Below are 24,151 nucleotides of genomic sequence, written 5' to 3'. Positions count from 1 at the left end.
CAGATGACATGAATAAAGGCATTGCTTATGCTTACTCTTAATTGGACGTTTAGACTTTAAATTGGATATTCGAGTTTAATATCTTAAAGTCTAAGGTTATCGTCTACTTCGATTAGAAGGGAAAAAATATTATGACGCAAAATATAGATATTTTAAGTGCGGTTGGGTGGCTGGCACAAGCTCCCGGTATAGAAATCGAACCGTCTGGAGAACTTTTAGAAGATGCAGCTTTAGTTAATAGCGGACCCAATTTTTTCGCTGCTTTAGTTGCAGGAGTTATGTTAGCTTTTGCCTTTCAATTGCTATTTACTAATTTAGGTGTTGCTACGGTAATTTCTTCTTTGGGAGGAAAATCAGATCGTAGCAACCATTCAGATTCTGAGAGTCTTGGTGGTACTGTTAAAAAAATTAGTGTAACTTTAGGAATAGCAACTTTAATTAGCGTAACTCTAGCATTATTTATCGCCTCTATCTTGGCAGTTAAATTAAGTTTGTTCGAGTCTTCACTTTCAGGGGTAATCGTGGGCTTGGCCATTTGGGCGACTTTCTTTTCATTAATGGTCTGGTTGAGTTCTACTGCTGTCGGTTCATTTTTGGGTTCGATAGTTCATACGGCTACTTCTGGATTGCAGTCAATTATTGGTACTGCTACTGCAGCTATTGGTGCTGCTGCTACGGGAAATCAGGTAGTCAATACGGCAGAAGCTGCGGCAGCGGCAGTGCGTAAAGAATTGGGCAAAGCAATAGATCCCAATGAAATGCGAGAAAATGTCGAAGATTTTTTGCATTCAGTAAGAGGTCCAGAATTGGATTTACAACAAATTGCTACGGACTTCGAGCAACTACTCGACGACGAAAATTTACAAGAAATCGTCAATAGTGAAAGCCTAAGCAATATAGACCTTAATACTTTTGTCGAGCTAATTAGCGCTCGCAGCGATATTTCTGCTAGAGATGCTCGTCGTATCGCCACCAAATTAGAATCAGTATGGCAGAAGACCCTGAACAAGCTACCTAGTAAGTCTAGTAATCCCCTGACTGAATTGGCTAATTATTTAAAAGTTGCTACTAGAGAACAGCTTACCGGTAGCGATCTCGACGATAAATTAGACCAGTTAATTGGAGAACTGCGGCGCAATCGACAAGCTCAATCTAGTGGTCCCATAGCCCAAGGAATGAGCATGGGTTTCCATAGCCTAGTCGGTTTGGTAATGGGCAGAGCCGATCTTTCTGATGTAGATGTAGATACCATCGTCGACCGCCTGCAATCGCTCAAAGACGAGCTAGGGGTGCAAACTGAGAAAGTAGCAATGCAAACAGGAATCAAAAAACCTTCTCAAAGCACCATTAAAGCCGATATCGAGAATTATCTAAATAACGCCTATCCCTGGCAATTAAAACCATCTAATCTCAATCTCGAATTTCGCGATTTAATTTACGATCCAGAAGCCGATCCCGAAGTCATAGCCAATGAATTGAGAAAATTGCATCGCTCTGATTTTGTCGAACTCCTAGAAGCCAAGGGAATGCTGACTAAAGAGCAGATTAAAGAAAAAGCTAACTTGCTCGATGCAATTCGCTTAGAAGTTTTGGCTACTGCTGAAGCCGCTGCCGAACGAGAAAAAACTATCGCTCTGATGGCTGAAGTCGAAAGGTATCTCACTACCGTTTCTAAAGAAGAACTATCTTTAGAAAAACTAGAAATTAACTTCAAGCCAATTTTAGAAGACAATAATGCCACTCGAGAACAAATTGAAAATCGCTTGAGACAGCTAGATCGTCCTACCTTCGAACGGATGTTAGAAATACGCGGCGATCTGGATGCCGTAGAAATTTCTACGGTTTCGGGAGAATTAGAAATAATTCGCGATCGCGTCTTGCAAGAATTTCATGAAACTCTCGGCAAAACCCAAGCTAAAGCCGAACGACAGTGGCTGAAGATTCAATCATATTTGCGGGAAACGGGCAGAGAGGAACTAAATCCCCAAGCGATCGAACGGGAACTCAACTTATTGTTAAAAGATCCCCAAGCTGGTGCTTCAGCACTTAGAGCGAGATTGGCCCAGTTCGATCGCGCCACTTTAGTGGAGTTACTATCCCGACGTGAAGACCTAAGTGAAGAAAAAATTGAAGAGATAATTGATTCGGTAGAAAACGTCTGGTTTCAGATCCGTCATACACCTCAAATGCTGGCAGGTAAAGCTCAAGAACAGTACGCTCGAGCCGAATCTGCAATTGCCGACTATCTCCGCAGCACCGGTAAAGCCGAACTCAATCCCAGAGGTATTAAGCGCGATTTAGCTCTACTGTTGGAAGATCCTCAGTTGGGAACCAAAGCAATTCGCCAGCGCCTCGCCGCCATGGATCGCGATACTTTAGTTAAATTATTAACTCAACGTAACGATCTGACTGAGGAAGAGGTCAACCAGGTAATCGACGAGGTTCAAGAAAATTTGCGTTCTCTAGCCAAATTACCCCGTCGTCTAGCGGTTCGCACCCAGAAACAAGTTACAGATTTCCAAACAGCGCTCGCCGACTACTTGCGTTCTACTGACAAAGAGGAACTCAACCCCGAAGGTATTCAGCACGATGTAGAACTACTGCTCAACGACCCTCGTGCGGGGATGGAAAGTCTCAAAGAAAGACTAGCTCACTTCGACCGTTCTACTTTAGTAGCTCTACTTTCGCAACGGGAAGATATCTCCGAAGAAGATGTCAACCGAATTGTCGACCAAATCTTAGCAGTGCGCGATCGCGCTTTAGCTCAACTGCAGACAATTCAGTCACGAATTCAGTCGATTATCGACCGCGTTTTGGCAAAAATTCGCACCTATCTCAATAGCTTAGACCGCCCCGAACTCAACTATGAGGGAGTCGAACGGGATATTCGCATTTTATTTGACGATCCTCAAGCTGGTTTTGAGGCACTTAAAGACCGCTTTAGTCAGATAGACCGCGATACGCTGGTTGCCGTGATGAGTTCTCGCGATGATATTTCTCGCACCGATGCTGAAAGAATTGTCGGTCGAATCGAAAGAACTCGCGATCGCGCTTTGCAAAGAGCAGAACGCATTCAATATGAAGCTCAAAGACGCTTGGAGTTAGCTAAAATACAAGCTCAACAACAAGTAGAACACAGTCGCAAAGCCGCAGCCGCAGCTTCGTGGTGGTTATTCTTCACTGCTTTAGTATCTGGCATTGCCGCAGCCGTAGGTGGAGGATTGGGGGTAGTTGGTTAAAGCCGTTACTGTAAAAACCCAAATAACAAAGCGATCGAATATAGGAGACAGTTAAGTTAGTTGTCTCCTATATTTTTCGAGAGAGATCGCTGTTTAACGGGGATTTCGCAGGTTGAGGAATAAAGGTAGGGTATTAAAATGAAGAGTTTAAATAACCTTTGAATGGATATCCAGGTAAAAAACTTAGATCACTTAGGTATAGTAGCAGGAATCGTTGACCAGATAGGATTAGTTGAAGAAATAGATAAGCAAATAGAGCCACATCCCCAACAAATAATCAGCACAGGACAAGTGGTGAAAGCTATGATTGTTAATGGATTAGGGTTCGTCAGCGCACCTTTGTAGTTGTTTGGAGAATTCTTTATTGGAAAAGCAACCGAACATCTTTTAGGAGAAGGAATTAAGCCAGAACACCTAAACGACGATCGTATAGGCAGAGCCTTGGATAGTTTATCGAATCAAGGATTGACATCATTGTTTACCAGCATTGCCCTGTTAGCACATCAAAGATTTAATCTGGCGACTAAGAGTCTGCATCTAGACTCCAGTAGCTTTAGCGTGGAAGGAAGTTATAAGATAGGAGACTCAGATGAATCGAGTAAATCTATCGAATCCCTCAAGATTACTTATGGTTACTCGAAAGACCATCGACCAGATTTAAAGCAATTTATGATGGATGTCATCTGTAAGGGAGATGGAGATGTACCTTTATTTGTGAGAATAAGAGATGGAAACGAATCCGACCGTGCCATTTTTGCTCAGTTGATTCAGCAATTTAAACAGGAATGGAATTTAGAGAGTATTTACGTTGCCGAAAGTGCGCTTTACAGCGCGGACAATATTCAACAACTAGAAAAACTGAACTGGATTACTCTTGTTCCTCGAAGTATCAAAACAGCTAAGATTTTAGCCGAATCAATCAAAGACGATGTTTTTGTCGAGAGTGAAATTTCTGGTTATCGCATTGCCTCCTGTTGTTGTGATTATGGTGGAGTGCCTCAAGGTTGGTTAGTTGTTGAAAGTGAAAAACGTCGCGATAGTCATTTGAAGCAGCTAGACAAGCAACTGACAAAACAACTCAAAATAGCCACCAGTGAACTAAAGTCACTCATGAGACAGGATTTTGCTTGTGCTGTCGATGCCAAACAAGCTGCGGAGATGCTAAGTCGTAATTGGAAATATCATTCTTTAGAATTAGTGGCAATTGAAACTCATCCTCACTACATCAAAGCAGGAAGACCGACTAAACAATCAGTCTCCCGAACACATTACCTATCGTGTCACTGCTCAAGTTGTTCCTTTAGAGTCGATAATTGAGATTGCCCAAAGGCGAGCTGGGAGATTTGTTTTAGCAACTAATGTCACAGATGAAGACGTTCTTTCCAATGATGAGGTGCTAGTTGAATACAAAGGACAGCAAAGTTCTGAGCGAGGCTTGCGTTTTCTTAAAGACCCTTTATTTTTTACTTCCAGTGTTTTTTTGAACACCCCTCGAAGAGTAGCAGCATTGTCAATGGTTATGGGTTTGTGTTTGCTAGTTTATACTCTCGGTCAACCTCAGTTACGACAAGCTTTAGCTCAGAACCAAGAAACTATTCCCAATCAACTCAAGAAACCCACTTCTACTCCCACACTAAGATGGATATTTCGATGTTTTCAAGCGATTCATCTTGTTCATTTGAATCATCAACTACAAGTTTCTAATCTTAATGAGGCTCGACTGAAGATTTTAAGTTTTCTTGGAAGCCCTTGCCAAAAATATTATTTAATTTGTTAGCCTACCTGCGAAATGTCTGGTTTAACCAAAATCACCGCTGACATACATTTTAGTTGCTTCTTCTTGGGGATTTTGAAATAATTCCTCAGTTGGTCTGTATTCGACCAAATAGCCAAAGCGATTGCCCGACTCTCCTTCTTCAGCATTAAAAAAGGCAGTCATATCTGCTACTCTGCTTGCTTGCTGCATATTATGGGTAACGATGATAATCGTGTAATCTTCTTTTAATCGATGAATTAAGTCTTCTACCTTTTTGGTCGAGACTGGATCGAGAGAAGAACAAGGTTCGTCCATTAATACTATATCGGGCTTAAGAGCTACGGCTCTGGCGATGCACAAACGTTGTTGCTGTCCTCCAGAAAGGGAAAGACCATTTTGCTTGAGTTTGTCTTTTACTTCTCCCCAAAGAGCGGCTTGTCGGAGAGATTTTTCGACTAACTCGTCCATATCTCCTTTGTAACCGTTGATTCGAGCCCCATAAGCGATGTTTTCATAAATTGATTTGGGGAAGGGATTGGGATGTTGAAATACCATGCCAATGCGTCGCCGTACCTCGATCGGGTCGATGTTATTGGAGTAAAGATTTTTGTCGCGATAAATAACTTTACCTTCTACCCGACAGTCATCGATTAAATCGTTGAGACGGTTAAAACAGCGAATTAGAGTGCTTTTGCCACATCCGGAAGGACCGATTAATGCCGTAACCTGATGTTGGGGAATTTCCATGTATACTCCCCGCAGAGCGGCAAAGTCGCCATAAAAGACGGTAACATCTTCTGTTTGTAAAATCGTCTCCCTCGATTGGGATTGCTGATGTTGAGACTGTTGGTGTTCTTTATTAGTCATGACTAGATTTTTTTGCTTAACAGAGCGATTGTCATTTAATAAATGCTTTTACTAGTTGCCCAGCGCGAGAGAATACTGCTAATTAAAATCATTAGTACCAAAATTAGCGAGGCGGCCCAGGCTAACTCTACTTGGTTTTCGTAAGGAACGGTAGCGTAGTTATATACCAATACAGACAGAGAAGGAATTGGCTCGAATAAACCATTGGGCCAAAACTGGGTAAACAAAGCTGTAAAAATTAGCGGTGCGGTTTCTCCTGCCGCACGAGCGATCGCCAGAGTGGTTCCCGTCACAATCGCTGGTATAGCCGCAGGCAGAACAATTTTGAGAACGGTATGGAAGTTTGAAGCCCCTACTCCCACAGATGCCCAGCGCACCTGTTTCGGGACGATTTGTAGGGCTTCATCAGTGGTACGAACGATAATCGGCAGCATTAAAACCGCCAAGGCAATTCCTCCGGCAAAAGCCGAAAATCCCCCCGTCCGCAGAACGATCGCACCATAAGCAAAAATTCCTACGATAATTGAGGGAACGCCACTGAGAACGTTGGTGAGAAAGCGAATCCAGCGAGCAACTCTAGCGGGGCTAAATTCCGATAGATACACTGCAGCAAAAACGCCGATAGGTATGCTGATTACTGCTGCGATTCCGACTAAGATTAAAGTTCCCACGATGGCGTTGGCGATACCGCCACCCTCTTCAAAGGCAGCAGGAGGTAGTTCGGTAAACAAATTCCAGTTAACGCGGCTGCCCCCTTTATACAAAACGTAGGCAATTACCAATCCCAAAGGAAGTATGGATAAGCCCAACAGAAAAAAGGCAATGACGTTGAGTACGGTACCGATTATGGTACGCGGTTTGGATGACTTTTCCAATCCGCTAGTATCTTTATGTTGATTAGTTGTTGATGCCATAATTTATGATGAGTATCGTTGAACTCTTTGGATAATTAACTGCGCCAAAATATTGACAATTAAAGTAATTAAAAACAGAACCAGCCCGGCATACATCAAAGAATCTCTCTGTAAACCGCTGGCTTCAGAAAATTGATTTGCCATCAGAGAGGCAATAGTATTGGCTGGAGCGAGAATGGAAAATTGCAAATCGTTATTGTTGCCAATTAGCAGAGTTACTGCCATTGTCTCTCCTAAAGCCCTTCCCAAACCTAGCATCGTACCGCCGACGATACCGGAAAAAGCTGCCGGAATTAAAACGCTGAAAATTGTTTGCCACCGGGTAGAGCCAACGGCATAAGAACCGGAACGCAAGTCTGGCGGTAGAGAAGCCAGAGAGTCGCGAGAGATGGCAGTGATTATCGGCAAAATCATAATTGATAAAATTATTCCGGCAGGGAACATGCCAGGACCGGGATAAGTTGTGGCAAATAAGGGAATCCAACCCAAATTCTGGTGTAGCCAAGTGCCAATTGGCTTGAGAAAGGGAATTAAAACGTAAATTCCCCATAACCCATAAACGACGCTAGGTATTGCTGCTAACAGCTCCACCATAAATACTAAGGTGCGTCGGATTCCTGACGGCAAAAAGTTCTCGCTAAGAACGATCGCATTTGCTACTGCTATCGGAAAAGCGATCAGTAAGGCAATTAGAGAACTAACTATCGTACCGTAGATCATCGGTAAAATACCAAATTCGCCATCTACAGGATTCCAGGCACTACTAGTGATAAAAGATAAGCCAAACTCTCGGATGGCAGGAATTGCCTGTATTCCCACTCTAATTGCAATCCAGAGTAGTACCGCAGCTATGGCAAAGGCTAGGATGCGAGTTATCCAAATAAAACTACCATCGATAGTTTTTTCAGAAGAAGTTCGGTGTTTATTCTCAGAACCTTTTGTGGCAAAATTTGCTGAAGGAGAAGTCATAATTAGTTCGGCGTCAATGTAATTATTAACTTATACTTAGATCTAAGATCTAATCAATAAGCTTTTTTCTTGCTAATTTGCTTATTATGCCAATTAATTTCTACCTTAGTTTAGTACGATAAAAAACTCTATTTTTACAACCAAAGATGTATATAGATAAAAAGTTATAAATAAAAGTAATTTAACTAGTTAATGTTTGGTTAAGAAAAAATTAATTGAGATTTAAATAAGCTTGAAAAGTTTCAATTTATTCTCAGTTAAATATTAATAAAAAGTGATTGATTTTATTCTTTTTTAAAGAGAGCTTTATAGTATTAACATTATAATTAATTTCGTTTTCCTACCAAGGATATATTTATAAATTCAAAAAAATCTTATCAGTCGCTTTTATAATACATTTTTAACTACATTGCTGTTAATAAATCAAATTGAGCTATAAATTTGTTTCTCGAGACAGTAATTCAATACTCTACTCTTGTCAAAATATACTAATTATTAATATTTACTTTTTCTAAAATTGAAATTTATCATGACAACGATACAAAATCTTAATTTTATCTTTACCTTGATGGAATATTATCTTAGATTGAAAAATAATTATGCAAATTTACTTTAGGTAAATCTAAATGTTTTCCAACAAATCAAAACAGAAATTTATCTGGACGGCAGCTTCAGTAGCAATCTTAGGGTTTGTCGCTCATAATATTGATATTTCTAATGTTGCTAATGCTCAAGATTCTTCTGTAAGCCTTACAGGTGCGGGTGCCTCCTTCCCAGCGCCTTTATATCAACGCTGGTTTTCTGAATACAACCAAATCAATCCTAACGTTCAAATTAGCTATCAGTCTGTTGGTAGTGGTGCGGGTGTCAATCAGTATTTAGAAGGAACCGTAGACTTTGGTGCTACCGACGCTCCTTTGACCGATGAAGAGCGTCAGACTTTTAGAGACACTTACGGTGCAGAACCCATTCAGGTGCCGATGACTGCTGGTAGTGTGGTATTTGCTTACAATTTACCAGGAATTGACAACTTACAATTACCCCGCAACGTCTATTGTGGCATCGTCACTGGCGACATCACTAACTGGAGCGATCCCGTCATTGCTGAAGCCAATCCCGAGCTCGATTTACCCGACCAGCCAATTAACTGGATTCACCGCTCTGACGGTAGTGGTACTACTTTCCTATTCACCAATCACATCGATACAGCCTGTCCTGACTGGCAGGGTGGCGCTGCTAAAACCGTCTCCTGGCCCACGGGGATCGGTGCAAAAGGTAACGAAGGTATTGCAGCACAGGTGCAGCAAACTGAAGGAGCCATCGGCTATGTGGAGTACGCTTATGCGACCGAAAACAATATTCCTGCCGCTGCAATTGAAAATGCCTCTGGTAACATCATCGAACCTTCTCCTGAAGCCGCTTCTTTGGTGTTCCAAGGAGAAACCATTCCCGAAGACTTCGCCCTGACAGTTCCCGACCCCACTAACCCCGAAGCCTATCCTATTGCAGGGTTGACTTGGTTGCTACTATATCCTGAGTACGAAGATCCCGCTAAAGCTCAGGCATTGGAAGGAGTAATCGACTGGGCGTTAACCGAGGGGGACCCATACGCTCAAGAGTTGGGTTATATTCCCCTTCCTCAAGATGTAGAACAGCGGGTGCAGACCACTGTTGAAGAAGCAATAGTTGCAGAGCAGTAAAAGCATCTGCCATTTAAAAGTTTAAGACCGATTAGGCGATCGCCCATAATAGAGCGATCGCTTTTTATTGAATAAAAATAATCCAATCTCCTAACACTTCAGCTATTGTCTCTCTCGGTAAAGTAGAGGTACGACTTTTGTTGGGTGCGCTAATTAAATTGCATACAGCTTCAATTTGCTCGAAATTGGGTTGCTGTCCGATAATTGGCGGCAAAAACTGACGAATAGCTCGACGTTGTATGGCAAGCGGTGCCTGACGTAGATAGGAACGATTTAATTGCTGGTTTCCTTTTCGGGCTTGCTCTAGTAGCTCCCGAGCAGTAGTTTCTAGATATTCCGTATCGGCACGTAATAATTCTGCAGTTTGAGCGAGAGAATTTTCTACTTGAGGATTAAAATTGTCTTGCAAATAAGGAATCAGATCTTGACGAATGCGATTGCGAGCATACTGGCGATCGCGATTTATGAGATCGAACCAGACTGGTAGTTGAAACTGTTGGCAAAATTCGAGAGTTTCATGGCGATAAAAGTTGAGAATGGGACGAATCAAGCTGATTTTGGCAGTTAGAGGACGTTCCCAGGTCAAAGCACTCAAACCGTCACTACCCGCACCGCGAACTAAATTATAAAGCAAAGTTTCGGCGCGATCGCTTTTAGTATGTCCCGTGACGATATAGTTAAAGTTATGTTCTTCAGCAATAGCAATTAGAGCCCGATAACGCCAAGTTCGCGCCGCAGCTTCAGTTTCTTTAAGCACTCCTGCTACCTGCAAATAAAAAGGCATCTGCCACAGTCGGGCTACTTCCCTTACTCTTTCGGCAATACCAGCATCGGTAGACCAACGATGATCGCAATGAGCGATCGCCAAATTCCAGTGCCATTTAGAGCGTAAATCTAGCAATAATTTCGCCAAACATAGAGAATCTTGTCCTCCCGATACCGCAATCAAAATGTTTTTGCCTTTCGGTAACAGCTTTCGCTGGCGCAAAGTTTGGTGTAATCTGGCATGATAGTCAGTCCAGGTAAAGCGATCGTTCATTAGATCTTTTTTCCTTATGTTCGAGCTTCTCGATGTTTTTTATGCCTATGTCGTTTTAGGAATCTTATTTTTGATTGGTACATTTATCAAACAAAAGGTCAAACTGTTTCAAAAATTGTACTTACCAGAATCGATTATTACCGGTGCGGTCGCCCTAATCGTGGGTCGAGAAATCTTAGGAGCGATCGCTACTGCCTGGGATGCTAATTATTTCAGCGAGGGTTTATTTTCTGCAACCATACTCAATGTCTGGCTGCAGTCTCCAGGAGTATTTATTAATATCGTCTTCGCCGCTTTATTTTTAGGAGAAGATATTCCCAACCCCAAAGATATTTGGCAAAAAACTGCTCCTCAAGTCGCCTTCGGTCAAAGTTTGGCATGGGGACAATATACCATCGCCATCGCACTAGTAACTTTCGTTCTCGTACCGATTTTCCAAATTAATCCGCTGGCAGGAACCTTAATTGAGATTGCTTTTGAAGGAGGTCACGGTACGGCGGCAGGTATGGCAGCAACCTTAGATAAGCTGGGTTTTCCTCAAGGAGGAGATTTGGCTTTGGGGTTGGCTACTGTAGGAATTATTACCGGTATTGCTGGCGGTACGCTGTTGATTCAGTGGGGAGAAAAACGGGGGCATTTACAGGCAAATCTACCTGAGAATTTAGCAAGTTTAGAGAGCGGCGCAACTGACTCTAAAGATACAAGATTAGACAATACCGCAATAGATTCTCTGTCGATTAACTTTAGCTTTACCGCCCTGGCGATCGCGATTGGTTGGCTAATTTTGCAAGGGTTAGCCGTTCTCGAATCTCTTTCTTGGGGAAGAAGTGGTTTATCTTTAATCGATGCCGTACCGCTGTTTCCTATGGCATTAATTGGCGGTATTATCATCCAGGTTATGCTCGAATATCTTGGTTGGGAATATCTCATCGACCGCCAACTGCAGGGGAGGATTGCTGGTTTGGCGATCGATATCGTTATCGCTACGGCGATCGCAGCGATCGATCTTACTGTTTTAAGTAATAACATCGGTGTCTTTCTCAGCCTGGCTGCAGCGGGAATTATTTGGAACTTTGCAGCTTTTATCTATCTCGCACCGCGTATCATTCCCGTTTGTTGGTTTGAAAGAGGCTTGGGAGATATGGGACAGTCTATGGGAGTAACTGCCACGGGTATCTTACTAATTCGAATGGTCGATCCCGATAATAAATCCGCAGCTATGACCAGTTTTGCATATAAACAGCTGTTTTTCGAACCGATAGTCGGCGGTGGATTATTTACTGCTGCCGCACCAGTTTTAATTAGTCAGTTTGGTTCTTTGCCCGTACTAATTTTAACTAGTAGCTTATTAATTTTTTGGCTAGTTTTCGGGATTGTTAACTGTCAGAAAACTAAACAATTAAGCCAGAGCGATATCGTACCCTAATAACTCTCGAGACGAGATTAATTTAAAAATTTATAAAATACATTTTTTGTCTGGAAAATTACACTCAAATAGCTCCAAATCATTAAGAGTAAATATAAGTTGCGCTCGAGTTTTGACTTAGTTTCCCTAAAAGCAAGTAAACTTTGATTGCTATTAAGCAACGAGAAATTTAACTTTAAAATTATTATTAGTAATTTTAATTACAAAATAAAATTCTAATGTTCGATACAAGTGGTAATAAACAAATACGAATAATATCGGGATGTTTACTCTTCTCAATGTTTTCTTTGCATTTGTGATGGTAGGAATCTTAATCTTAGTTGCACGATTTCTCAAACACAAAATTAAGTTATTTGAAAAAATCTATTTACCGGAATCAATTATTGCTGGAGTAATTGCTTTACTTTTGGGACCTGGAGTCTTAGGAGCGATCGCCGTAGCCACTGGCGCAGAACCAGAAACTTACTGGGCTGGCGGTATTTTTCCCGAACAAATGCGTAATGTCTGGTCTGAGTCTCCAGGGGTATTTATTAATGTCGTCTTTGCCGCTTTGTTTTTGGGAGAATCCATACCCAATCCTCGGGAAATTTGGCGCAAAACTGCTCCTCAAGTAGCTTTTGGTCAAACTTTAGCCTGGGGACAGTATACTCTCGGTATTTTATTGTCTCTGCTCGTTCTCTCACCACTATTCGGTGCCAATCCTATTACTGGTGCTTTAATCGAAATTGGTTTTGAAGGCGGTCACGGCACGGCGGCAGGAATGGCTAATACTTTCGACACTCTGGGGTTTGCTGAAGGAGGAGACTTAGCATTAGGTTTGGCTACTGTGGGAATTGTTTCGGGAATCATCTTTGGTACGACTTTAGCTCATTGGGGTCGTCAAAAAGGCTATATCCAAAGCGAACCAGCCGAAGTAGGAGAAGGGGACGCTCAGTTTCAGGAAATGGCACCGACTGAAAGCAGCCGCACTCTGCAAAAAAGAGCTTATCTGATGCGTAATCTACTCATCGATCCTCTTTCGCTCAACTTTGGGTTTACGGGACTGGCAGTGGTAATAGGCTGGCTGATCCTCCAAATTTTAACCTGGATCGAATCAATCACTTGGGGTAGAAACGGCTTAGAGCTAATTGGCGCGATTCCCCTGTTTCCCTTGGCGTTAATTGGCGGTATTATCGTTCAGATTGTCATGACCCGTCTCGATCTTGACGCTCTAATTATTAGAAGACTTCAAGAACGAATTGCGGGAATTGCTCTAGATGTTTTGGTAGTAACCGCTCTAGCATCAATCAATCTTGCGGTGTTAGGAGCGAATATTGGCGTTTTTCTAATACTTTCAATCGTCGGTATAGCTTGGAACGTTTTGGCGTTTATATATCTAGCACCTCGTATTTTGCCTATCTACTGGTTCGAGCGAGGAATTGGTGATATGGGTCAGTCAATGGGCGTAACCGCTACGGGAATTTTATTAATTCGCATGGTCGATCCCGATAACAAAACTGCTGCTTTTGAATGTTTTGCTTACAAACAACTGTTTTTCGAACCCATCGTTGGCGGTGGCTTATTTACTGCCGCAGCACCGGCACTAATCGTTCAGTTTGGTTCGGTGACTGTATTCTTAATAACTACTGCACTACTGGCTTTTTGGTTGATTTTTGGCATCATTAACTGTAAGCGAACTCAGAAAGTAATCGATACTCGAGATGTAAATGCTCGTGAGATTGAAACTACAATTCATAGATAAGTAGGACGGCACCAATAAAGCTAAATTATATAGTTACGAGAATTGTCGCTCACCTTGGCGCGATCGCTTTTTTGTAGATATCTAAAGGTCAAAACGAAGTATTAGTAGAATCCAGATTACCAGATTACATTTTTAAATCGATGTGTTTTACTAGATGAGTTGTCGTAACTTGCAGTTTTTAGATGACTCGCAATGGCTGGATAATTTGCTGTTTGGCTTATATAGTCGGTTTAGTGTCCACGAACTTGCTAGTCTTTTCGAGTTTAGGGACAAACTGGCAAAGTCTAATTTTACTTATTTCGGCATTAACATTAGTTGGATTAGCTGTATTTATTATTGTCTTCGCTCCAAAATTCAGACAAACAAACTTGAAATTGTGGTTGAGTGCGGTTTTAGTAGCTGCATTAGCCGTAGTCTATTTTCAGTTACGAGTCCCTAAACCCGCTCTTGATGATATTAGTTACCTAATAGAAGCTACAAATAGACAAGTCAATAACTGTAGAAGGAAAAGTTTTAACCGAGCCTCGATTGACAGCAAGTGACAAAATCAAGTTTTGGTTTAAAGCTGAAGAAATAGAAATCGCAGAATCGGAACTGAATCGCGCAGTATCGGGAAAACTATATGTAACTCTTCCCCTATTACAAGGAACGGGAATTTATCCAGGGCAAAATCTAAGTATCAAAGGCAATTTATATCTACCGAAGCCTGCAAAAAATCCTGGTAGTTTCAATTTTAAAACCTATTTAGCAAGGCAAGGAGCGTTTGCTGGTTTACAGGGATTTGAAGTTATAAGCGATCGCTCCCAAAACGAACCTGCTTGGGGTTGGTGGCAACTGCTACGCAGAATCGTACAGAGTCAACTACGAGGTTTAGGAAGTCCTTGGGGACAGTTAATTAGTTCGATGGTTTTGGGTAGAAAAGCAGTAGATCTGCCAGCAACTCTTCGCGATCGCTTTGTAGAAGCGGGGTTAGCTCATATTTTAGCTGCCTCTGGTTTTCACGTTGCTTTGCTCTTGGGAATAGTCTTAAAAGTAACCAATCGTTTGTCGTCAACATCTCAATTAATCATCGGACTGACTACATTGTTTGGATATATCGGTCTGACGGGATTACAGCCATCGGTGTTTCGAGCGGGTTTGATGGGTGCGGCAGTTCTAAGCGCTACGGCAATGGAAACTAAAGTCAAACCTTTGGGTTCTTTATTATTGGCGGCAACGATTCTTTTACTAGTCAATCCCTTATGGATTGGGAATATAGGGTTCCAACTCAGTTTTTTAGCGACTTTTGGCTTAATTGTCACTTTACCAGCACTGCAAACCAAGTTGGATTGGCTACCTCCGGCGATCGTCACTTTAATTGCCATACCCGTCGCTGCTTCAATTTGGGTATTCCCGTTACTTTGCTATGTATTTAATACAGTGGCGACTTACAGCCTGATGGTTAATGTCGTGACTACCCCACTAGTCACCTTAATTAGCCTGGGAGGAATGCTCAGCGCGATCGCTGCATTAATCTTACCAGCTATCGGTAGCGCGCTCGCTTGGCTACTTCTCTACCCAACTCTATTGGTAAATGAAATCATCGAGTTTTTTACCAATTTACCTGGAAGCACTTGGGCAATTGGTAAGATTTCTACAGTTTCTCTCATCGTAATTTATAGCCTATTTTTTTTGGTATGGTTGCATAGATGGTGGCAAAATCGCTGGTGGTTGGTTTTGTGTTTAACCGTAGCCGTAGTAGTGGTGCCCTTATTCTACAACCGTTTAAACTTAGTGCGAGTTACCGTACTGGCAGCCAAACAGCAACAAATCGTAGTCGTACGAGATCGAGGTAAGGTAATTCTAATTAATAGCGGCAACCAAAATACAGCCAAATATACCGTCTTACCCTTTTTAACTCACCAAGGAATTAACCGAATAGATTATGGAATAGCTTTAGATCGCCAGTCTAATTTCGATCTAGGTTGGACTTCGATCGGCGATCGCCTGCCAATAAAATATTTTGTTAACAGTTGGAACCCAGACTTTTCACTTCAAACTCCATCTACTTTACTCAAACCAACTGAAGCAACTTTAGCCACTAACTCGGTCAAAATCGCGATCCAACCTGCACTTTCAGTTTTAAAACTATCAATTCAAGGACAAACCTGGTTAATTTTAGGTAGTAGCGATCGCCAAGAGCAAGAGATCGCCAGATACACTCGTCAACAAGATCTCAATCGCCGTCCTCTCGTCTTATTGTGGTCGGGAAATAGTTTGCAATTCAGATGGTTAGAGATGCTGCAGCCTGAAATGGCGATCGTAGCTGGTGATCGGATTTCTCAGAACCTCATGGCACAACTAGAACGAAAGACAGTTCCGCTTCATCTTACTAGCCGAGATGGTGCGCTCGACTGGACACCTCAATCTGGATTTGAGGCTACTTCAGAAATAGCCGCAGGCAATAATATTTTTGAAAAAATTAACTAAATTAATAGGCAAGATCGACTAAAGCTAGGTAAAATGACTTGGTAGACTGATGTCCTCTTGGTAGACTGATGTCCTCTTTGGGAGAGATGGCAGAGCGGTTGAATGCGGCAGTCTCGAAAACTGTTTCGGGGTAACACCCGACGAGGGTTCGAATCCCTCTCTCTCCGTACAACAGTTGTGATGGCAACATCAACCTCAGCTTTGTCTCTAGCGCGCTCTCCGATGCAAGCCGAACTTTTCATCTGAGCTTTACTAAACGGCGCGATGAAACAAAAGATAAAGATTTTTACCAGTACGATGGCGTAAGGCTAAGAATTACAATTTTTCGCTCTATTAAAAAAGTAAAAATCTCAAAATTTATCTGGTATGAGTGCAGATAATTTGAGCCAAGGCTCTAGCTTTTATAAGCCAGTACAATTAACTAGCCAATAACCCGGTTTGGCGCAAGATAAAAAAGAGAATTGAATTAATAATGCTGAGGGCAATCGCCCCGATAATCGCACTAGCTATGCCCCAACGTAATCGAAATCCTTCCACCAACCAAGCAGCTATACCAAAGACGATGATACTACCAATTAATGGAATTAAACCCAAACTTATAATAGTGTTCAAAGTTCTAAACCATTGAGGAAACAAGCCCCAGATTCCATTAAAGGCACCAATAATTGCTCCTCCGATTAATGCTTTTACAGGGCTATCTATTTCAACACCTAGAGGTAATTTAGCAATAATTAACAGAGCGATCGCAGTTACCACAATAGAAATCAAAAAAGCACTCATAGTCATGTTGATTTACATTTGTATATTTATAAATATAAAGGCATAACTTATCGGCGATTATAAAGAAGATCGAAAGTTTTATTTGGATAAAAAGCAACGCTTATGAGCTATTTTGGTTTTAGCGATCGCCTTTGGCACTGGATCGAACGCTGGCTGCCATCTTTAATTCTGATTGGGGTTGCTCTCACGCAAATCTATTTAGCTCGAACAGCCAGTCTTACTCCCTGGAAAGGAGGAGGATTTGGAATGTTTTCTGCGATTGACTCTCCTACCATGCGAGTTATTTGGGCAGAGGGATTAACTCTAGATGGACAAATTCTTCCCTTAGATTTGTCTAGTGGGTTAGATGTTCGAACCCTGAGACGTATCAGTGCTTTACCTCGACAATCAGACCTCGAGCACATTGCAACTCAGTTGCTCGCCCGACCGATTGTTCCGACAACGATTCGACGACAAGCTGTTTATCAAAAACTTAAAGCAGAAAATCAATACTTTAAGACGAGTGGCAATCTCGATGATGAAATTTCAACAGCTAGAGCTGCTTCTCTGATATCTCAGCCTTTGTATCGACTCAAATCTGACTACGATCCAGTCGTACCGAAGGCAGTTAAATCTCTCAAAGCAGTAAGATTGCAATGGTGGAGGTTAAAATTTGACCCAACTCAGTATCGCCTCTGGGCTGAACCTTGCAGTCAGGTCATTGAGACAGGAGTATGGCGTTGATGAAAAAAATCTCTTCTAAGCCTCTTGCTCGAGTGGCTTCTAGCTCTGAATTTCGCTCTCAAGCGCTACCAGAATTACTAACTCAACCGCGTTATTTGTTGGTATTGCGGCTCACTTCGCTTCTGTTGATGCTCTACGGTTCTAGTACGGTATTTCTTGATGTGCCTTTGCGGATCGTATGCGGTTTAATGTTGCTCGCACCCAGTTTTTTGACGAACCAAATACTGTGGGCCTTCGTTTGTGGATTGGTTTGGTGGGTTAATGCTACCGATTGGCTCTGGATTGACAATCACAAAATTTTGATTAGTTACTGGTGTTTAGTTTGTGCTTTGGCTGTAGCTTCTAAAGATCCCAATCGAGTTTTGGCATGGAATGGACGGCTGCTGATTGGGTTAACCTTTTTGTTTGCAACCGCTTGGAAAATACTGGCAGGAGAATACTGGAACGGTGCTTTTCTACACTACACCTTCTTGATAGAAGAGCGAGTAGAAGCATTTGCTACTGTCATTGGTGGCTTATCTCCCGATACTTTACCGCAGAATCGACTGTTAGAAGCGATTTTGGCTCGATATCCTCAAACTCTAGCAAGCGTTACTCTATCCTCCAGTCCACGGCTGAAATTACTTACTTTAGTTGCATCTTATTGGACATTGTTTATTGAAGGTATTGTCGCTGTCGCCTTCTTAGCCAGCAGTTTGCGCCTTTTATTTCGCCTGCGTGATTGGCTACTAATTTTATTTATTGCCACTACCTATTTTTTGCTTCCAGTGTTGGGATTTGCCTATATTCTGATCGTTATGGGATTGGCTCAGTGTCATCCTGATTCGAGAGCTAAAGCGATGGTTTATATCTGTCTATTTGGATTACTTCAACTGGCTCGCCTTTCCTGGAATCCCCTAACCAGTTAGCTTTATTCTTCCCATTCTTCTCTCACATCATCCATAAATTCTTCCCCAGAGTCTCGCACGGTTTCGGCTTTTTCATCTATACGACCAATTTTTTCTCCTGCTTCGGCAACCTCGTCAAAGATACCGTTAAGTTCGACTCTAGCTTTGGGTGATGCCAGAGAAGGTTTGCGAGCCAAGCTCATGTAAGGGGCGATCGCAAATAAAGCAACTGCTACAATTCCTAACAATATATATCTCGTCATGATTAAATACCTCTTTTAACAGTTTGAGAATTTTGAGAATATTTTATTTTTACAGCTCCCGTAACTGAAATGAATTAAAAAAGCGTTCGACATCAGTTACATCGTCAGTTACAGTAATTAACCCATACAGTTGTTGCTCTACTTGATAGAGCCTGACGGCAAAAATTCGTCCTCGACCAATGCCCAGAAACTCCCGTCCCGGATTGTCACCGAGAGTAATTTCTCGACCGTCATCGCTCAGGAGCTGCAAATTCAGTCGCTCTAACAAAGTAGAAGCAACTTGATTTAAGAGATTTTTGCTGTCTCGCTGATTCCAGTCAGAGGGTAGGTTGGCATAACCAACGGCATACAGATTTTCTGATTCAGTCTCGCTCTCATTAATGACCTCGGCCTGGTTATCAATTGCATCCATAACTGCAGCTCGCCAAAAATTCCAGGTGAGTTGTTTGTTATCGACCTGAAGTTGTTCGATTTCAGTTGTGGGAGTGGTTGGCAAACGAACCTCAAAGTTTCCTAAATCGGAACTAACGGATTTCCAGGCAGATTCGACTTCAAAAGAATTAAGGAATTGATTAATCTTGGCTGTCGTGTCTGAAGCTGCAACCAATCCGTATAAGCGTTGACCTACTAGGTATAGTCGAACAGTAGTCACTTTCCCCGATTGAATGCCTAGAAATTCTCGACCGGGATAATTATTTAGTTCGATCCTGCGTCCTCTAAGATCTAATTCTTGGAGACCGAGGGGACTAAGTATAGCATTTTTAAGACTTTCGAGAGTGTCTTGAGCTCCTCGTTCCAGTACTTCTTCTGTCAGATCGAGATAAGCTACCGCATAAACATCAGAATCTTGGTTGAGTTTAAATAACGTCCAGTTAGTAGGATTTCCTAAGATTCGAGTTTCTTTGGTCTGTTCTTCAGGTCGTTCGGGCATCTGAATGGAAAATAAACCTGATTCAGAAGTCCATAGTTGCCAGTCGTCTTGGGAAACCAGATCCTTTGTCAGTCCATTGGTCTTAGCTTGTAGAAGCGTTTCAGACTTTAAGGGCAACGCTAAGCTCAAAACCATAATGAGAGTGGCTTTAGTAACTGCCTTGATGTTCATCGAGGTAAACAATGTAGTTAGAAATGTTATTATCCTACATTTGTGTCGCTCGCGAGTATTTTTGTTGCCGATTCTTAAAATTATCAGAAGTGACTTAAGCTGTTTGAGGCGGTGCCAATCGCTAGAGCTATTTTTGTATCTAACGGTTTAAAACTTAAGAATGCCATTGTAGTATTTATTCTTTAAACGACAAGCACCTTAGCTGAGCGCCAAAGAGATTACCAATATTTCAAGTCATTTTTTGCTGTCGCTTTGAGGCGATCGCCTTTGATTTTCAGATACTTCTATTGTTTCGAGCGCTTGTCAACATTACTTAAACGAAACCTGTTGCTCTAGCCAGTCTGTGACCAAAACAGGTAGGTTTTTTTTTACCCAGATCAAAGCAATCACTCTAAAAGCAGGTTTTAACATTGTGGCGATCGCTTTCATAATTCGATTTAGTTGTCGATTTTGTAGTTTTTTGTTGGCTAGGTTAATCGAACCTACATCATAAAGACAGTCGATAATCAGTTTGAGCGTTATTTCTTCTCTCTCTACAAGCTGCTGCAGTAGTAGTAGAACATCGCGCATTCGCTCTTGTTTTTTTCTTTCTTCTGCAGAGATTTTTTTGACTTGAAGAGATCGATCGGGATAAGTTAGCATTCAGGTCGGTTGGTAGGCTTATTAATACACAATCTTATGACTCATTTTATTGATGAGCTAGCAACAAAATGACAAAACTCTAAAATTTACGAATTATTTAAGAAATCTTCGATAATTTCCCTGGGAATTTTAATATATTTTTCTGCTTCCATCACAAAATTGAGAAAATTGCGCCTTCTTTTAGAAAATAATTTGCCATCGACGTAGACTTGACGAGTCGGATAATTATCTAATACTTCTAATAAAGATACTTTATTATCGTCACTGGCGGCTGCAATTAACGCTCCTCTTAAGGCTTTGGCGTTGGCGCGATCGCTTCTGATCGTAACCGCATTAGTAGATTGATCGAGAATATATTCTCCCGGTGCGCTATTGAGTACGTTACTAATAATTCTGACATCGGCGGGAAATTGTTGAGTTAAAATCCATCGAACAACTCGAGGATCTTGCTTGCTGAATTTAAATAAAAATCTCAGACTGGGAGACATCGTTCCAGTGTTAGCAAAGGTTTCTAATTCTTCGAACGTCACTGATTGAGTTGCTATCCCATACTCAAAAGTAATTTTTTCTGCCGCTGTAACTCGATGGCTGTAAATCAAGGTAAATATACTACCAACAAACAACGCCAGGTTAATTTTGACCGACCGGCGAATTATTTTCTGATCCAGCATTGGCTTAACTTGTCTCCAGCTTATTTTCTCTAAGATACGATCGCTTGCCTCAATTAATGCGATTTTAAGTTAACTCTGGCTCAATCGCACTTTTTATGGTATAAATGTACTAAGCAACTAGAATGAATCAGCGAGGAAGTAATGACGACCGAACACTATATTCTCAATTTAAATCCTCAAGCAGCCAGCAGTTGGGATCGCTGCGTATTGAGAAATCCCCTGACTGGAGAACGTCCGGATCTTACAGCAGCGATCGCTAAAGCTGTGGGAGAGCGAGCTGGTTCTTATTTAATCAGCGTCAATATCGATGTTCGAGTCTTGCAGAGTGGAGAGCCAATGCCCACCGCTAAAAATACGGTAGAATTGCCCAAAATTGGCAAGAGCGACCGCCAGACCAATCGCCTACTGGCATTAAAAAGCAGATAATCGGACAGGCGATCGCCCAAAGTTCAATCACCCTAGCGATTTAGAGCGATTATTGAGATACAAAATTGTCATAACTCAATTGGTTAATTTGGTTCCACTGAATCACTGAGTCGCGGAACTGTTTCCACTGTTCGTAGACTCGGTTAAATGCAGTATCTTGACTGGAATTTTCTTCATAGAGATCGAAAGCTGCAGTCTGTGCCGCCTGTAAAATTTCCGAAGAGTAAGGAGTCAATTTAGTTCCGCTAGCTACCAAGCTTTGTAATGCTTCTCGATTGAGCGCGTCGTATTTAGCCAGCATATTTAAATTTGCCTCCATCGCTGCCGTTTTAAAAATTTCTTGGTATTCTACGGGCAACTTATCCCATTGCGATCTATTTACCTGTACTTCAAAAGTCGATCCTGGCTCCCACCAACCGGGATAATAGTAATAAGTTGCAGCACGATCTAAACCTAGCTTTTTATCGTCGTAGGGACCTACCCATTCGGCAGCATCGATCGCGCCTCTTTCGAGAGCTAAATATACTTCTCCACCGGGTAAAACCTGAACGTTAACTCCCAGACGAGACATTACTTTGCCTCCTAAACCAGGAATCCGCATTTTTAAGCCATTGAGATCGCTTAAAGATTGAATCTCTTGCTTGAACCAGCCTCCCATTTGGGCACCACTATTACCGGCGGGAAAATTAATTATGTTAAAGTCGGCATACAGTTCTTGCATGGCTTCTAACCCGCCACCGTAATAGAGCCAAGCGTTTTGTTGTTGGGCATTGAGCCCAAAAGGTACGGTAGTTCCAAAAGCTAAAGCGGGATTTTTGCCTAAATAGTAATAACTAGCTGTATGTCCGCACTCCACCGTGCCATTCTGAACTGCATCCAAAACCTCCAAACCAGGAACTATTTCTCCTGCGGCGTAGGGTTCGATGGTGAAGCGTCCTCCAGTCATTGCCGCAACGCGATCGCATATAGTCCGCGCTCCCCCAAAGATCGTATCGAGAGATTTTGGCCAACTAGTAACCATGCGCCAGCGAAGATTGGGCAGATCGTTGGCTGCGACATCAGAACTATTATTAGTTTGACCGCAAGCAATTAAAGTCGTGCTGGTAGTCGTGGCGATCGCTAGCTTATTGAGTATTCTTCTGCGTTTCATATTAATTCGTCTCGTCTGTAATACCGCTCCCAATGGATCGACGATTGTACCAAAGTATACAGACAAATTACGAGGTTTGACATATTCTGAAACCTCGCTTAACTAGAGTTTGTCGAGCGCAACCTAATTGACTGACTAGTTTGCCAATACTCGAAATAATTTTCAACAATTCTGAAGAGTCTTTATCCCTCTTTCAATAAGTCCTTAATTACTTTGTGTTCGGCGATCTCGCGCTCGGGTGGACTTTGACGAGTATCAGTAATCAGCCAATCTAAGGCTGCAGCCTGCACGTCGATCGCCGCTCCCGTTTTATCGACACAATAGCGACCGAATACCAACTTATCTACTAAACGAACTCCTTCACCCAAACGAGAATATTCGAAAATCACGCTATTATCTACAGTTGCGCCACTACAAATCCAGCAATTAGGACCGATCATCGTCGGACCGATAATCTTTGCCCCATCTTCAATTTTAGTCATACCGCCAATATAGACGGGACCGGTGATGTCTACCTTATCCCAGTTAACCGCTGTATTCAGACCAGTATAAATTCCCGGTGCTACTTCAGTTCCAGGAATACTAACGTTTTTGATTTCTCGTTGTAAAACGCCGCGAATCGCGTGCCAGTAGTCGGGAACTTTACCGATATCTACCCACTCAAAATCCATAGAAATGGCGTAAAAAGGAGCACGAGCTTTTACTAGCTTGGGAAACAGCTCTCCCCCGATATCGTACTTTTTCTGGGGAGGAATATAGTCAAATATTTCGGGTTCGAAAATATAAATGCCCGTATTAATATCAGTGCTCAAAGCTTCTTCGACAGCAGGTTTTTCCTGAAACGATTTAATGCGTCCCTCGTCATCAGTAACTACTACACCGTAGCTGGGAACATCTTGTTTGGGAACTTTTTTAGTTACTACAGTGGCGATCGCGCCTTTTTGGCGGTGTTGTTTGACTGCAGCGGTCAGATCGAGATCGATGAGTGCGTCTCCGCACAGTACTACAAAAGTATCGTCAAAGAAAGTATTAAAATCCTGAATTTTTCTCAAACCGCCTGCCGAACCCAGAGCTTCTCCCACTAATTCACCGTCGACAATTCGCCCTTCAAAAGAATAGCCGATATTGACTCCAAAGCGTTGCCCATCGCGAAAATATCCTTCGATTTCGTGAGCGAGATGGCTGACGTTTACCATGATTTGATCGAAGCCATGTTGTCGCAAAAGTTCTAACAAAAACTCCATTACTGGCTTTTGCAGGATAGGAATCAGAGGTTTGGGAATTGTATAAGTAATGGGACGAACGCGAGTGCCTTTACCAGCCGCCAGAATCATGGCTTTCATGAAAGCTTCTCCTCAACCAAACGCTTAAGTATCAATTTAAAACT

At 42.1% G+C, this 24,151-nt stretch carries 19 protein-coding genes, 1 tRNA gene and 1 pseudogene; 10 read left to right on the top strand and 11 right to left on the bottom strand.

Annotated elements, in window-relative coordinates; genetic code table 11:
• The first annotated feature begins 131 nt into the window (after positions 1-131).
• Both ACLFKQ_RS20070 and ACLFKQ_RS20065 read left to right on the top strand, forming a co-directional pair.
• Positions 132-3,239, top strand: a complete 3,108-nt coding sequence (locus tag ACLFKQ_RS20070; protein ID WP_449001519.1) for an MFS transporter — start codon at positions 132-134, stop codon at positions 3,237-3,239.
• Between the two features lie 162 nt (positions 3,240-3,401).
• Positions 3,402-5,016, top strand: a pseudogene (locus ACLFKQ_RS20065) (IS1634 family transposase).
• A gap of 21 nt (positions 5,017-5,037) precedes the next feature.
• Here the strand turns inward: ACLFKQ_RS20065 and pstB are convergent.
• Genes pstB through pstC form a run of 3 tightly spaced genes read right to left on the bottom strand, consistent with a single transcriptional unit; the run spans position 5,038 to position 7,745 of the window.
• Complete coding sequence (gene pstB / locus ACLFKQ_RS20060; RefSeq protein WP_449001518.1) at positions 5,038-5,862, bottom strand: phosphate ABC transporter ATP-binding protein PstB; 825 nt, start codon at positions 5,860-5,862, stop codon at positions 5,038-5,040.
• Between the two features lie 35 nt (positions 5,863-5,897).
• Positions 5,898-6,776, bottom strand: coding sequence for a phosphate ABC transporter permease PstA (pstA, locus tag ACLFKQ_RS20055; protein WP_449001517.1), 879 nt, complete (start codon positions 6,774-6,776; stop codon positions 5,898-5,900).
• Between the two features lie 3 nt (positions 6,777-6,779).
• Positions 6,780-7,745 (bottom strand): phosphate ABC transporter permease subunit PstC, encoded by a 966-nt coding sequence (gene pstC, locus ACLFKQ_RS20050; protein ID WP_449001516.1) that lies wholly within the window; start codon positions 7,743-7,745, stop codon positions 6,780-6,782.
• A 626-nt stretch (positions 7,746-8,371) separates the two neighbouring features.
• On the opposite strand from pstC, the gene pstS reads away from it, so the two are divergent.
• Positions 8,372-9,445 carry a phosphate ABC transporter substrate-binding protein PstS gene (gene pstS, locus ACLFKQ_RS20045; protein WP_449001515.1) on the top strand — a complete coding sequence of 358 codons (1,074 nt, stop codon included), beginning with the start codon at positions 8,372-8,374 and terminating at the stop codon, positions 9,443-9,445.
• A gap of 64 nt (positions 9,446-9,509) precedes the next feature.
• On the opposite strand, the gene tilS is transcribed toward pstS, so the two are convergent.
• Positions 9,510-10,484 (bottom strand): tRNA lysidine(34) synthetase TilS, encoded by a 975-nt coding sequence (gene tilS / locus ACLFKQ_RS20040; protein ID WP_449001514.1) that lies wholly within the window; start codon positions 10,482-10,484, stop codon positions 9,510-9,512.
• A 16-nt stretch (positions 10,485-10,500) separates the two neighbouring features.
• On the opposite strand from tilS, the gene ACLFKQ_RS20035 reads away from it, so the two are divergent.
• The 4 genes from ACLFKQ_RS20035 (at position 10,501) to ACLFKQ_RS20020 (ending at position 16,287) form a co-directional block, all read left to right on the top strand.
• On the top strand, positions 10,501-11,910 hold the full coding sequence (locus ACLFKQ_RS20035) for a sodium/glutamate symporter (protein WP_449001513.1): 1,410 nt from the start codon (positions 10,501-10,503) through the stop codon (positions 11,908-11,910).
• 262 nt (positions 11,911-12,172) lie between these two features.
• A complete protein-coding gene (locus ACLFKQ_RS20030) occupies positions 12,173-13,651 on the top strand; it encodes a sodium/glutamate symporter (protein ID WP_449001512.1) in 1,479 nt (492 codons plus the stop codon).
• 480 nt (positions 13,652-14,131) lie between these two features.
• Complete coding sequence (locus tag ACLFKQ_RS20025) at positions 14,132-16,120, top strand: ComEC/Rec2 family competence protein (protein ID WP_449001560.1); 1,989 nt, start codon at positions 14,132-14,134, stop codon at positions 16,118-16,120.
• 80 nt (positions 16,121-16,200) lie between these two features.
• A tRNA-Ser gene (locus ACLFKQ_RS20020) sits at positions 16,201-16,287 on the top strand.
• Positions 16,288-16,537: 250 nt separating this feature from the next.
• Here ACLFKQ_RS20020 and ACLFKQ_RS20015 read toward each other — a convergent pair.
• The gene (locus ACLFKQ_RS20015) at positions 16,538-16,900 is read right to left on the bottom strand and encodes a phage holin family protein (RefSeq protein ID WP_449001511.1); all 363 of its coding nucleotides are present in this window, start codon (positions 16,898-16,900) and stop codon (positions 16,538-16,540) included.
• Between the two features lie 102 nt (positions 16,901-17,002).
• Here ACLFKQ_RS20015 and ACLFKQ_RS20010 point away from each other — a divergent pair, with 102 nt between their 5' ends.
• Both ACLFKQ_RS20010 and ACLFKQ_RS20005 read left to right on the top strand, forming a co-directional pair.
• Complete coding sequence (locus ACLFKQ_RS20010) at positions 17,003-17,623, top strand: hypothetical protein (protein WP_449001510.1); 621 nt, start codon at positions 17,003-17,005, stop codon at positions 17,621-17,623.
• Positions 17,623-18,531 (top strand): hypothetical protein, encoded by a 909-nt coding sequence (locus tag ACLFKQ_RS20005; RefSeq protein ID WP_449001509.1) that lies wholly within the window; start codon positions 17,623-17,625, stop codon positions 18,529-18,531. Before ACLFKQ_RS20010 ends, ACLFKQ_RS20005 begins: the two co-directional genes overlap by 1 nt.
• A 2-nt stretch (positions 18,532-18,533) precedes the next feature.
• Here ACLFKQ_RS20005 and ACLFKQ_RS20000 read toward each other — a convergent pair whose 3' ends face one another.
• The 4 genes from ACLFKQ_RS20000 to ACLFKQ_RS19985 form a co-directional block, all read right to left on the bottom strand.
• Positions 18,534-18,773, bottom strand: coding sequence for a hypothetical protein (locus ACLFKQ_RS20000; RefSeq protein ID WP_449001508.1), 240 nt, complete (start codon positions 18,771-18,773; stop codon positions 18,534-18,536).
• A gap of 49 nt (positions 18,774-18,822) precedes the next feature.
• Positions 18,823-19,875 carry a hypothetical protein gene (locus ACLFKQ_RS19995; RefSeq protein WP_449001507.1) on the bottom strand — a complete coding sequence of 351 codons (1,053 nt, stop codon included), beginning with the start codon at positions 19,873-19,875 and terminating at the stop codon, positions 18,823-18,825.
• 309 nt (positions 19,876-20,184) lie between these two features.
• Positions 20,185-20,517, bottom strand: a complete 333-nt coding sequence (locus ACLFKQ_RS19990; protein ID WP_449001506.1) for a hypothetical protein — start codon at positions 20,515-20,517, stop codon at positions 20,185-20,187.
• 86 nt (positions 20,518-20,603) lie between these two features.
• Complete coding sequence (locus tag ACLFKQ_RS19985) at positions 20,604-21,188, bottom strand: alpha/beta hydrolase (protein ID WP_449001505.1); 585 nt, start codon at positions 21,186-21,188, stop codon at positions 20,604-20,606.
• 141 nt (positions 21,189-21,329) lie between these two features.
• Between ACLFKQ_RS19985 and ACLFKQ_RS19980 the strand changes: the two genes are divergently transcribed.
• Complete coding sequence (locus ACLFKQ_RS19980; protein ID WP_449001504.1) at positions 21,330-21,614, top strand: hypothetical protein; 285 nt, start codon at positions 21,330-21,332, stop codon at positions 21,612-21,614.
• Between the two features lie 49 nt (positions 21,615-21,663).
• On the opposite strand, the gene ACLFKQ_RS19975 is transcribed toward ACLFKQ_RS19980, so the two are convergent.
• Positions 21,664-22,764 (bottom strand): TRAP transporter substrate-binding protein, encoded by a 1,101-nt coding sequence (locus ACLFKQ_RS19975; protein WP_449001559.1) that lies wholly within the window; start codon positions 22,762-22,764, stop codon positions 21,664-21,666.
• Positions 22,765-22,946: 182 nt separating this feature from the next.
• Positions 22,947-24,107 carry a sugar phosphate nucleotidyltransferase gene (locus tag ACLFKQ_RS19970; RefSeq protein ID WP_449001503.1) on the bottom strand — a complete coding sequence of 387 codons (1,161 nt, stop codon included), beginning with the start codon at positions 24,105-24,107 and terminating at the stop codon, positions 22,947-22,949.
• Positions 24,108-24,151 lie beyond the last annotated feature (44 nt).

It is taken from the genome of Myxosarcina sp. GI1(2024) (assembly GCF_053543375.1).
This window is presented reverse-complemented; position numbering and strand designations above follow the sequence as displayed.

What these genes read in the sequence shown, in the direction of transcription:
- ACLFKQ_RS20070 (WP_449001519.1), top strand. Translation starts at nt 132, where the DNA reads ATGACGCAAAATATAGATATTTTAAGTGCGGTTGGGTGGCTGGCACAA.
- pstB (WP_449001518.1), bottom strand. Translation starts at nt 5,862, where the DNA reads ATGACTAATAAAGAACACCAACAGTCTCAACATCAGCAATCCCAATCG.
- pstA (WP_449001517.1), bottom strand. Translation starts at nt 6,776, where the DNA reads ATGGCATCAACAACTAATCAACATAAAGATACTAGCGGATTGGAAAAG.
- pstC (WP_449001516.1), bottom strand. Translation starts at nt 7,745, where the DNA reads ATGACTTCTCCTTCAGCAAATTTTGCCACAAAAGGTTCTGAGAATAAA.
- pstS (WP_449001515.1), top strand. Translation starts at nt 8,372, where the DNA reads ATGTTTTCCAACAAATCAAAACAGAAATTTATCTGGACGGCAGCTTCA.
- tilS (WP_449001514.1), bottom strand. Translation starts at nt 10,484, where the DNA reads ATGAACGATCGCTTTACCTGGACTGACTATCATGCCAGATTACACCAA.
- ACLFKQ_RS20035 (WP_449001513.1), top strand. Translation starts at nt 10,501, where the DNA reads ATGTTCGAGCTTCTCGATGTTTTTTATGCCTATGTCGTTTTAGGAATC.
- ACLFKQ_RS20030 (WP_449001512.1), top strand. Translation starts at nt 12,173, where the DNA reads ATGTTTACTCTTCTCAATGTTTTCTTTGCATTTGTGATGGTAGGAATC.
- ACLFKQ_RS20015 (WP_449001511.1), bottom strand. Translation starts at nt 16,900, where the DNA reads ATGAGTGCTTTTTTGATTTCTATTGTGGTAACTGCGATCGCTCTGTTA.
- ACLFKQ_RS20010 (WP_449001510.1), top strand. Translation starts at nt 17,003, where the DNA reads ATGAGCTATTTTGGTTTTAGCGATCGCCTTTGGCACTGGATCGAACGC.
- ACLFKQ_RS20005 (WP_449001509.1), top strand. Translation starts at nt 17,623, where the DNA reads ATGAAAAAAATCTCTTCTAAGCCTCTTGCTCGAGTGGCTTCTAGCTCT.
- ACLFKQ_RS20000 (WP_449001508.1), bottom strand. Translation starts at nt 18,773, where the DNA reads ATGACGAGATATATATTGTTAGGAATTGTAGCAGTTGCTTTATTTGCG.
- ACLFKQ_RS19995 (WP_449001507.1), bottom strand. Translation starts at nt 19,875, where the DNA reads ATGAACATCAAGGCAGTTACTAAAGCCACTCTCATTATGGTTTTGAGC.
- ACLFKQ_RS19990 (WP_449001506.1), bottom strand. Translation starts at nt 20,517, where the DNA reads ATGCTAACTTATCCCGATCGATCTCTTCAAGTCAAAAAAATCTCTGCA.
- ACLFKQ_RS19985 (WP_449001505.1), bottom strand. Translation starts at nt 21,188, where the DNA reads ATGCTGGATCAGAAAATAATTCGCCGGTCGGTCAAAATTAACCTGGCG.
- ACLFKQ_RS19980 (WP_449001504.1), top strand. Translation starts at nt 21,330, where the DNA reads ATGACGACCGAACACTATATTCTCAATTTAAATCCTCAAGCAGCCAGC.
- ACLFKQ_RS19975 (WP_449001559.1), bottom strand. Translation starts at nt 22,764, where the DNA reads ATGAAACGCAGAAGAATACTCAATAAGCTAGCGATCGCCACGACTACC.
- ACLFKQ_RS19970 (WP_449001503.1), bottom strand. Translation starts at nt 24,107, where the DNA reads ATGAAAGCCATGATTCTGGCGGCTGGTAAAGGCACTCGCGTTCGTCCC.